The sequence below is a fragment of the Mycobacterium sp. genome (assembly GCF_050701675.1).
GTDB lineage: Bacteria > Actinomycetota > Actinomycetes > Mycobacteriales > Mycobacteriaceae > Mycobacterium.
In genome coordinates this window covers 1-1,922 of record NZ_JBOGDD010001111.1, presented here as the reverse complement: position 1 = coordinate 1,922, position 1,922 = coordinate 1, and the positions used below count along the sequence as shown (strand labels likewise).

Annotated in this window: 4 protein-coding genes; 3 read left to right on the top strand and 1 reads right to left on the bottom strand. The window is 66.0% G+C overall.

Annotation, left to right across the window (positions count from 1 at the left end; all coding sequences use genetic code 11):
- Positions 1–382, top strand: a 382-nt coding sequence (locus ACRDUX_RS34430; protein ID WP_526420927.1) for a glycerate kinase, incomplete at its 5' end; no start/stop codon positions are given.
- A 57-nt stretch (positions 383–439) separates the two neighbouring features.
- Positions 440–802, top strand: coding sequence for a HesB/IscA family protein (locus ACRDUX_RS34425; RefSeq protein WP_526385031.1), 363 nt, complete (start codon positions 440–442; stop codon positions 800–802).
- Positions 803–820: 18 nt separating this feature from the next.
- Here ACRDUX_RS34425 and ACRDUX_RS34420 read toward each other — a convergent pair whose 3' ends face one another.
- Positions 821–1,474 carry an Rv0361 family membrane protein gene (locus ACRDUX_RS34420; RefSeq protein WP_526420925.1) on the bottom strand — a complete coding sequence of 218 codons (654 nt, stop codon included), beginning with the start codon at positions 1,472–1,474 and terminating at the stop codon, positions 821–823.
- Positions 1,475–1,550: 76 nt separating this feature from the next.
- On the opposite strand from ACRDUX_RS34420, the gene ACRDUX_RS34415 reads away from it, so the two are divergent.
- Positions 1,551–1,922: PfkB family carbohydrate kinase (locus tag ACRDUX_RS34415; RefSeq protein ID WP_526420923.1), on the top strand; the 372-nt coding region annotated here is incomplete at its 3' end.

Below are 1,922 nucleotides of genomic sequence, written 5' to 3'. Positions count from 1 at the left end.
CGGCATCGGCGCCGCGCTGTTGGCACTCGGCGGCCGTCGCGAGTCGGGCGCCGCCGTCATTGCCGAACACACGGGCTTGGCGGGTGACGTCGCCACCGCCGACCTGATCATCACCGGCGAGGGCCGGTTCGACGACCAGTCGCTGCACGGAAAGGTGGTCAGCGCCCTGGCGGCCGGAGCAAGGAGCACACCGGTACTGGTTTTGGCGGGCCAGGTCACCCTCGAGGAGGGCGCCCTGCGGGGCGCGGGCATCGCGGCCGCCCATTCGATCACGGACTACGCCGGATCGGTCCGGGTGGCGATGGAGGACGCCGCGCGGCAGCTCACGGGGCTCGCGGAGCAGACCTCCTCGCGCTGGGGAGATGACAAGAGTCGGGAATAGCGCTCCGGCAAGGTACCGTTGACCTATCCGACGCATGACAATGCACAGGGAGAAGGAATGACCGTTCAGCAAGAGTCGACCACCACCACCGCCGCTCACGGCGCCGTCCTCACAGACGCCGCCGCTGCAAAGGCGAAGTCGTTGTTGGACCAGGAGGGTCGTGACGACCTGAACCTGCGCATCGCGGTCCAGCCCGGCGGTTGTGCGGGCCTGCGCTACGAGCTCGCGTTCGACGATCGGTCCCTCGACGGTGACCTGAACGTCGACTTCAGCGGTGTCACGCTGACGGTCGACCGGATGAGTGCCCCGTACCTGCAGGGCGCCACCATCGACTTCGTCGACAGCATCGAGAAGACCGGCTTCACGATCGACAACCCCAACGCCGGCGGCTCTTGCGCCTGCGGCGACTCGTTCAACTGAGTTCGTGCCGCTAGCCGGCTAGAACTGCCCGGTGTTCCGTGGCAGGTAGGAGCACACCAGGATGTGATCGTCCTGGACCAGTAGCTGAGCCACGCCTTGGCGCTCCACCTGTCCCTGGCTGCGCCCCGCAGGGGTGGCGCGCATCGTGAACAGCACCTGCGCCTGAAGCGGTGACCACGTGACGATCTTGTCGATGCTGGAGACCGTCGCCGTGCCGTACTGGCTCTGAAACGCATCGCTGGTGAGTTTGGCGAGCGTCATGTCCGACCGGCGATCCTTGACCGCGTCGAAGAAACCGCACGAACTGTTGCGCGCGACGGTGTCGACATCGCCCTTGGCAAGGGCATCCAGATAGCCCTGGATCGCGGTGGTCGCCGACGCGTCGTCGACCGTCACGGTTGCGCCGTCATCACCGCGGGACCCGATCACGAGCGCCGCAACCACGGCGGCGACCACGGCGAGGACGAGCAATCCAAAGCCGATCAGCAGGAGACCCTTGCGGCGTGGGGCCTTCGGATAGTTCACCGGGGGCGGCAACGTGCCGGGATACGGCGACGGCACCTGGCCTGGATAGAACACCTGAGCACCCTGCTGCGGTCCCGCCTGAGGAAACGGCTGCTGGGTCTGCGGTGCGGGATAAGGGGATTCGGGGTACGGAATTGGACCGGCCATGACGTTGCTAGGCTAGCGCACCGAGCTGCGCGCTAGTGTTATGTAGACGACTTAATGAAATGAAGGGTGACGCTTCGTGACCATTGTGGTGACGGGATCCATCGCGACCGACCATCTGATGAAGTTCCCCGGCAAGTTCTCCGAGCAGTTGTTGGCCGACCACCTGCAGAAGGTGTCGTTGAGCTTTCTGGTCGACGATCTCGTCGTCCATCGCGGCGGAGTGGCAGGAAACATGGCGTTCGCCATCGGCGTGCTCGGCGGTGACGTGGCACTCGTCGGCGCGGCGGGCAAGGACTTCGACGAATACCGCGGCTGGCTGACGTCGCACGGGGTGGGTTGCGACAGCGTCCTGATCTCGGACGCCGCCTACACCGCCCGCTTCGTCTGCACCACCGACGAGGACATGGCCCAGATCGCCTCGTTCTACCCGGGTGCCATGTCGGAGTCG

Bases quoted from the DNA above. Each gene is read 5' to 3' on its own strand.
- ACRDUX_RS34425 (WP_526385031.1), top strand. From the start codon at position 440: ATGACCGTTCAGCAAGAGTCGACCACCACCACCGCCGCTCACGGCGCC.
- ACRDUX_RS34420 (WP_526420925.1), bottom strand. From the start codon at position 1,474: ATGGCCGGTCCAATTCCGTACCCCGAATCCCCTTATCCCGCACCGCAG.